Annotated in this window: 7 protein-coding genes; 3 read left to right on the top strand and 4 right to left on the bottom strand. The window is 36.1% G+C overall.

The features are described 5' to 3' along the window. From FVQ77_16895 to FVQ77_16910, 4 genes are all read right to left on the bottom strand, one after another. Positions 1–1,511 (bottom strand): hypothetical protein (locus FVQ77_16895; GenBank protein ID MBW8051980.1); only part of this gene is annotated, 1,511 nt, incomplete at its 3' end. A gap of 97 nt (positions 1,512–1,608) precedes the next feature. After that, positions 1,609–2,544, bottom strand: a complete 936-nt coding sequence (locus FVQ77_16900) for an outer membrane beta-barrel protein (protein ID MBW8051981.1) — start codon at positions 2,542–2,544, stop codon at positions 1,609–1,611. Positions 2,545–2,714: 170 nt separating this feature from the next. Continuing rightward, positions 2,715–3,080 carry a four helix bundle protein gene (locus FVQ77_16905; GenBank protein MBW8051982.1) on the bottom strand — a complete coding sequence of 122 codons (366 nt, stop codon included), beginning with the start codon at positions 3,078–3,080 and terminating at the stop codon, positions 2,715–2,717. A 63-nt stretch (positions 3,081–3,143) separates the two neighbouring features. Beyond that, positions 3,144–3,803, bottom strand: a complete 660-nt coding sequence (locus tag FVQ77_16910; GenBank protein ID MBW8051983.1) for a protein-L-isoaspartate(D-aspartate) O-methyltransferase — start codon at positions 3,801–3,803, stop codon at positions 3,144–3,146. Positions 3,804–3,924: 121 nt separating this feature from the next. On the opposite strand from FVQ77_16910, the gene FVQ77_16915 reads away from it, so the two are divergent. From FVQ77_16915 to FVQ77_16925, 3 genes are all read left to right on the top strand, one after another. After that, a complete protein-coding gene (locus FVQ77_16915; GenBank protein ID MBW8051984.1) occupies positions 3,925–4,866 on the top strand; it encodes a hypothetical protein in 942 nt (313 codons plus the stop codon). Continuing rightward, positions 4,863–6,263, top strand: coding sequence for a sugar transferase (locus FVQ77_16920; GenBank protein ID MBW8051985.1), 1,401 nt, complete (start codon positions 4,863–4,865; stop codon positions 6,261–6,263). The genes FVQ77_16915 and FVQ77_16920 overlap by 4 nt, the downstream gene beginning before the upstream one ends. Before the next feature lie 73 nt (positions 6,264–6,336). Beyond that, a complete protein-coding gene (locus FVQ77_16925; protein MBW8051986.1) occupies positions 6,337–6,903 on the top strand; it encodes a hypothetical protein in 567 nt (188 codons plus the stop codon). Positions 6,904–7,160: the final 257 nt, after the last annotated feature.

A 7,160-nucleotide genomic window follows, 5' to 3' on the forward strand; every position in this document is an offset into this window, starting at 1 on the left:
TTGCGGATCCTTGCAGAAGCAGCGCCTGAGAAAAAGGCAGTGGTTGTTCGCTCCCAGGTAGCTCCTCCCGGATTAACTATGTCCCAGTCTTTTTTTACATCGGTTGGATGAGCAGGAAATGTTAAGTTTTCAATACCTTCAAGTAAAGGGGTTACTTCACCTGTAATTGGTATTACAGTAACAATACCTGTTTTTGTAAGGGCATCACTTCCTGTACTATTAGATACGGTTAACGTAGCGCCATACACACCGAAGGCATTATATGTAATAGATGGATCTTGAAGGTTGGAAGTAGCAGGGGTCCCGCCAGGGAAATTCCAGGACCACGTCCAGGTACTGTCAACATCAGCGTCATAAGATTTATCTGAATATGCTGCTGTGAGCCCTTCACATCCTTCATTAAAATTATTGCTGAAGTCTGCAATAGGGGCGCATGGAGGAGCTGTAAAGCCATTATCTGTACCGGTAGCAATGAGGTTAGCAGCAGATGTTAAATTAATTAATTGTGTCCATCCTGTTAATTGAGCAATCATTACTGTTTTTTGATCTAACGTAAACATATTCTGGCATGCGTCATAACTCATATAATTTTCAATTTGGTCCACCACATCAGTTGTATAAGGGCTGCAGGTACCCACATCATTACTGCATGTATTTTGTGAAGTGTTACATCCAAAAGTTTCATTTGCGGTAGGGGGTGTATCACCTATGCCATCGCCAGAAGAACAATGATTGGTTGTACCGCAACCACCTTGAAATGTATGCGCCAATGCAAAGCAATGCCCTGCTTCGTGGGTAGGGGTTCTGCCGTTTGAGAACGATGTGCCAATTGTACCCCATTCGTTATGCACATTCACATATCCGTATGTTGACCAGTTACCTCCGGGAAATTGTCCGTACCCTAGTATCGAACCACCACCAATAGACCGTACGAGCCAAATATTAAAATATTGATTTTCCGGCCAGTGGCTTAAAGATTTTATACCATCATTAAAACTATGGACGGTGCGTGCATCCTTAACTCTCACAATTCCTTGAGTACAGTTGCCAAAGGGGTCTAATTGAGCCAGCCTGAATTCTATTTCACAATCTGCAGCATAAGGCAGGAAAAGGGCACGGGTATCGGTCGTGTCTGCATTGAGCCGCTGATAATCTTCGCTCATCACCCTAATACCATCCCTTACCTGTTCAGTTGAGATCTTTTCTGCTCCATCATCATGAATAACGTGAACGACAGTAGGTATAATTTTGAGCGCTTTGGTTGTTTTTTTTTCGTCAGAGGTATTTTTGAGATATCTCTTTACTTTTTCCACTGATTTGGCTCTTTGAAGAGCAATTGAAGGGTCTTTTTTTAGAAGATATTCATAATATTGATCTGTACCGCACCAATTTTTAGTTTTGTTTTGGGCATGCATAACTATAGGCGCTAAAAGAGCGCTGGATAGAACAATCCCTGCTACAGAAAAAAATCTTGCGGGGAAAATTTCGGATGTGTAAGTAAAGTGTCTCATAATTGATAATAGTTAAATGATTGTTGTTTGTTTGAACAAAGTTGAATCATAATATCTTAATAATTTGTCGTATAAAAGACAATTATTGTTAATAATATTACAGGAAACCTCCTTTTTTCCTTTTGATCTTTGCGGGTTTGGGCAAATTAGCTTTTTTAAATTTAGGCATTTTGTGTTTGTGCATCTTGCTTCTTTGTTCCTTCATATTTACGAGGAGATATTCAACTTTAAAACCAAATATCAGGTACCCGTCCTTTCTTTTTGGATTTCCTCTTTTATGGTCTTCTTCCCAGTGAGTAGGATCATTTGGATTAGTGTTTATTGGGAAGCCACCTTCGTTGGTTCTGTCCGCAAGTTCAGCAGCAAGCGGATCTTCAAAAGATGTGTTGTCAACAAAAGCAGTACTTATATCATCAATATAATCTGTAAACGTTTTGGTGTAGCTTACCTCAAAACTCATATCAAGCACAGGGGTTTGTTTTAAGCGTATTCCTCCGCCAAACGGAATACCAAAAGTAAATCTGCTATACTTTTTTCCTTCTGTTTGTAATGGTTGCAGTGAATGCCATTTTCCGTCAGATGCTTTTGCCCTGGGATTAAAGAACAGGGCAGCTGCACCTGCAAAAATGTAGGGTGTGAATGATTTACGTTTATGGTAGAATCTTTCATACTTAAACAGATCATAAACTACACCAGCCATAAATCCTGCATTACCAGACCGGAATGATAAATTTCTTTTTTTATTTGTACCACCTTTATCTGTACTAAAGAATCTCATATAATTGAACTCTGCTTTAAATGAGAAATTTTCATTGAACCGGTAATACCCGCCAATGCTAAACTGTGGCCTGAAACGGAAACACTCAAAATTATCACATAGATCTCCGTAGTATGAAGACAGGCCTGTACCTGCAGTTCCTCTTATGAAATTGAGATGGTCGGTTCTTTTTTCAAAGCTTTGAGCATTTGAAATAATGGACGCCAAAGAAAAAGAACAGGCAAATAATACATTTAATAATAAAAAACGCTTCATGATCGTGTTTTGTCGCTGGTAAACTGAACATCGCAAATGTAAAACAAATTAATGTTAAAACAAATTTTTTTTATTATTTGTTCCTGTTAGCCCTACTGATTACGAATTTACGAATTAGTAATTCGGAAAAATTCGTAATTAGTAGGGGTTTAGCTTTTAGCTGTTAGCGGTTAGCTGTTAGCGGTTAATTTCAGTGTAATAATGAAACTGTTGATCATACGTTGCTCTTCATGCAACCCTTCAATCAGTTTATCCGCATCAACCGGGTTTGCTAATTCCAAATCTCTTATGATCAACAACTGCGTTTCCAACTCAAAAGCAGAACCCAGTGCAACTTCCGCAAACCTTTTCTTATCCTTATCACTTGTACGGCTGCTTCCTTCTGCAATGTTTGAGGGAATGGATACGGCCGCACGGGTTATTTGGGAGACTAACCCGAATCTTTCCTCAGCCGGTAACTGTTTAGATAACGAATAAGTTTTCTTGACAATTTCCATTCCTCGTTCCCAAATTTTCAATCTTCTAAAGTTCTTCATTTTGATTTTATGTTATCAAATCTATTGCTAACAGCTAACAGCTAAAAGCTAATCCAGTAGGAATTACGGTTTTTCCCAGCTTTTTTCACCAACCAATGGCACGAAACTGAATATTCCGGCTTCTTCTGTTTCAATTTCCCCATTTATCATTTTTTTGATTTTTAACATTTTTTGCTGATTTTTATTTCCTACGGGAATTACCATAATTCCACCGGTTTTTAATTGTTCGATCAATGGTTCAGGGATTGACGATGCACCTGCTGTAACAAGTATTTTTTCAAATGGTGCATACGTAGGTAGTCCCAGTGAACCATCGCCCAGAAACAAATTTACTTTATAATTTAATTTATTCAATAGTATGTTTGCACTTTTATGTAATTTTCTGTTGCATTCGATAGAATATACCCTTGCGCCCAATTCAACCAATATACAGGTTTGATAGCCCGATCCGGTGCCTATTTCTAAAATTTTATCCCTCTTTTTTACTTCTAATAGTTCTGTTTGTATGGCCACGGTGTATGGCTGTGATATTGTTTGGCCTTCACCGATGGGAAATGCATTATCTTTGTATGCTTTTTCTTCAAATGCTTTTTCAAAAAAGAGATGCCTTGGTACGATCTCCATAGCTCTTAATACCCCATCATCTTTAATATCTTTTTTGCGCAATGTGTTGCAAAGCGATTTTCGTAAACCTTTATGCTTGTATGTATCGATCAACTTCATATATTTTGAAGATATTGAAACCACTAATTACACGAATTTCACTAATTTGTGTCTGTTTATAAAGTAAAAATGCTAAATTTATAATTTTTTCGTTTTAAAAAAAAAGTAAATTCATATTTAAATGTTTAGCCACAAAAACACGAAAACAGTTGGCAGTTGGCAGTTGACAGTTGGCAATATATGCAATCAAATGATCGCTTATTGCCTACTGTCAATTGTCAACTGTCAATTTTTTTTAATTATCTTTTTAGTTTCCTGTGAAATAATCAATCCACCGGAAGAAATCCCATCTTACATTAGAATATCAAATATTGATTTTGATCCCGAGTACTCGGGATCATCTTCACATAAAATTGTAGATGCATGGCTTGAGGTTGATAATGAGATTATCGGCACTTTTGAATTACCAGCAACCATCCCTGTTTTAAAGCAAGGTACAAAAAAAGTTATAATTTATGCTGGTGTTTATCGTGATGGAATAAAGGGGCTTAGGATCAGATATCCATTTTATACTATTTATGATACCATGCGTACTCTTGTGGCAGGTACTATTGATACAATTAACCCTGTTGTCAATTATGATAGTACTATAATTTTTCCATTTAATGAAGAAGATTTTGAACAAGGAAATTTATTTTCAAAAAATTCGGGAAATATAGACATAATAAGAGAAAGTAACTTAGATTCATTAGATTTTCCAGAAGGTAAAGATTTTATCGGGTTCATAGATGTACCGGAAGGGCTCGCAGAGAATATTGACATTGCTACTACAGGAGATTATATCTTACCAAAGAAACCAGTTTATTTGGAAATAAATTTCAAATCAAATATGAATCTTACCGTTGGTTTATATGCAAGACACCCTGTTAGCCAGCAAGTTGTTTCCATTGAAAAGTTGGTCCTTTTTCCTGCAAATAGTTGGAAAAAAATATATATAAGCTTAATTGATGAAGTTGCCAGTCAGCCTGATGGAGCAACGTTTAATGTTTTTTTTAAAGCGTCATCATTAGGAGATAAAGATTACTATATTGCGTTGGACAACATAAAATTACTACATTTTTGAGAAAAGGTTTTCACATATTTTTGATTATTGCAGCCGATTTTATTGCTGCTGTTGCTGCCTGGATATTATTTTATATACTCAGAAAATACATCCTCCATGAAATACAGGAAGGTATTTCTTTTTTCTTAATTGGCAGCGCTATTATGATAGCAATATTTTGGGTGCTGTTTTATGCTTTTTGCGGTTTTTATGTTCGTATTTTCAGGAAATCAAGGATCAAAGAAATCCTTAATCTGGTGTGGGCCTCTTTTTTAGGGGTTATGATCATATTTTTCCTGCTGTTACTTGATGATGAGGGGGTTATCAATTATACGCAGTATTATAAAACGGTAAGTACATATTTTATTCTTCATGTGGGTATTACAGCAATATTAAAGCTGGCATTATTGACTTATATAAAAAATTTAATAAAAAAAGGAAAAATCTGGTTTAATACCCTTTTGATAGGTTCTAATAAAAATGCCAGAGAAATATATGAAGAATTACAAAACAGCAAATACTCTATAGGATTCAGGATTGTAGGGTATGTACATGTTTTTGAAAATACCAGCCGGTTATTGGAAGATAAACTACGTCATTTTGGAGATTATAAAAGATTGGAGTCTGTAATACGAAGATGTGAGATAGAACAGGTAATAATAGCCATAGAGCCATCTGAACACGAAAAGATACAAGAAGTATTAAGCCTTGTAGAAGGCTATTCAGCCAGAATCAGTATCATTCCCGATCTTTATCAGATATTGATAGGTTCGGTTAAGATCTCACATATGCTGGGTACGCCATTAATTGAAATAAACCAGGATCTGATGCCTGTATGGCAAATTGTGATCAAACGAACCATTGACATCGTCACTTCATTGCTTGTTTTAACGCTTGGCTTTCCTTTTTTAGCTACTATAGGGTTAATAACAAAATTTACCTCCAAGGGAACCATATTCTACTCCCAGGAGCGTATTGGAAAAGATAGAAGGCCATTTAAGATCTATAAATTCAGGAGTATGTATCGTCATGCCGAAAAAACAGGGCCTGAATTAGCCACAATGTCTGACCCGAGAATTACACAGTGGGGAAGGTTTATGAGAAGAACCAGGATTGATGAGCTTCCACAGTTTTTTAATGTATTGATTGGCAATATGTCATTGGTTGGACCGCGTCCGGAACGCCAGTATTTTATTGAGAAGATAGAGAAACAAGCCCCTTATTATAAACATTTACATAGAGTATTGCCTGGTATCACTTCATTAGGACAAGTAAAATTTGGTTATGCCGAAAATGTTGACGAAATGATAAAAAGACTCAAGTATGATATATTATACATTGAGAATATGTCTTTGGCAATGGATTTTAGAATTTTTCTTTACACGATTATGATCGTTTTTCAAGGTAGGGGGAAATGATTCTAATTCAGTTGTAATTCAGTTGTTAATACGGTTGTTATACGGTTGTTGTAGTGCATTAAAAAAATAAAAAATGGCGAGTTACAGGACCTACAAGGAAATAGCAGATGAACTGGGTGTTAGCATTGACACAGTGAGACGTAATGTTACATCCCAAAAAGCAGAACTCAAACTTGAACCAAAAAAACAGAAAACTCCTACGAGCAAAGGAGCTCTTGTTGCATGTTTGACTTCTGACGATGCTGAGAAGCTAATTCGATTTTACAAAACAAGGGGAACGCCAAAATCTGAATTGAACAATAACAGAAATTTTGGCTACTTCTACCTTATTCAGCTAATCCCGGAATTTCAACCAAACAGGGTAAAAATTGGATTTGCTGATGATGTTAATAAAAGATTTAGAGAACATCAAACTTCATCGCCAACTGCGAAACTTCTTGGTTCATGGTCATGCAAAAGAGCATGGGACCAAGCAGTTATGGACTGCGTTACAAGAACTGACTGTCAATTAGTATTGAATGAAGTTTATGAAGGGGACATTGAAGGATTTATGGAAAGAGCAGAGCAGTTTTTTGGAATGATGCCTGACCCCACTACTGAAATTGAATTATCTGACCACTCACCATTGAAAAATGAATAAACGCACTACAACAAAGTGTATAAAATATAGGGCTGACAAGGATTTTAAAGGTTTTAGTGTTCTTAATAAACTACTTGCTTGATGGATACTGACGAAGTTCTAAAGCCCTACATTTCATACACGGAACGTTAATTCAGTTGTTATACGGTTGTATAACCATTGTATTACCATTGTATTACCATTGAATTACTATTGAATTACTATTGAATTACTATTGAATTACTATTGAATTACTATTGAATTACTATTGAATTACT

This window comes from Cytophagales bacterium (assembly GCA_019456305.1).
Classification (GTDB): domain Bacteria; phylum Bacteroidota; class Bacteroidia; order Cytophagales; family VRUD01; genus VRUD01.

Coding starts and splice junctions, on each gene's coding strand:
- FVQ77_16900 (MBW8051981.1), bottom strand. CDS start 2,544: ATGAAGCGTTTTTTATTATTAAATGTATTATTTGCCTGTTCTTTTTCT.
- FVQ77_16905 (MBW8051982.1), bottom strand. CDS start 3,080: ATGAAGAACTTTAGAAGATTGAAAATTTGGGAACGAGGAATGGAAATT.
- FVQ77_16910 (MBW8051983.1), bottom strand. CDS start 3,803: ATGAAGTTGATCGATACATACAAGCATAAAGGTTTACGAAAATCGCTT.
- FVQ77_16915 (MBW8051984.1), top strand. CDS start 3,925: ATGTTTAGCCACAAAAACACGAAAACAGTTGGCAGTTGGCAGTTGACA.
- FVQ77_16925 (MBW8051986.1), top strand. CDS start 6,337: ATGGCGAGTTACAGGACCTACAAGGAAATAGCAGATGAACTGGGTGTT.